Origin of the sequence: Bacteroides caecigallinarum (genome assembly GCF_021531075.1) — a bacterium.
In the GTDB taxonomy this organism is placed as follows: domain Bacteria; phylum Bacteroidota; class Bacteroidia; order Bacteroidales; family Bacteroidaceae; genus Phocaeicola; species Phocaeicola caecigallinarum_B.
The window spans coordinates 1-302 of record NZ_JADYTJ010000164.1 but is presented as its reverse complement, the minus strand read 5'-3'; the positions used below and the strand labels follow the sequence as shown (position 1 = coordinate 302).

Genomic DNA, 302 nt, shown 5'->3' with positions numbered 1-302 from the left:
GCTAAGACAGCTAGGATGTTGGCTTGGAAGCAGCCATTCATTTAAAGAGTGCGTAACAGCTCACTAGTCGAGGAATTTGGCGTGGATAATAATCGGGTATCAAGTTGTCTGCCGAAGCTATGGAACCATTATGGTTGGTAGGGGAGCATTCCATTCGGCGTCGAAGGCGTGGCGTGAGCCACTCTGGAGCGTATGGAAAAGCAAATGTAGGTATAAGTAACGATAAAGGGGGTGGGAAACCCCCTCGCCGAAAGACTAAGGTTTCCTGATCAACGCTAATCGGATCAGGGTAAGTCGGGACC

The 302-nt window shown here is 49.7% G+C and carries 1 rRNA gene; it reads left to right on the top strand.

Annotated elements, in window-relative coordinates:
* A 23S ribosomal RNA gene (locus I6E11_RS14905) occupies nt 1-302 on the top strand; the annotation flags it as partial.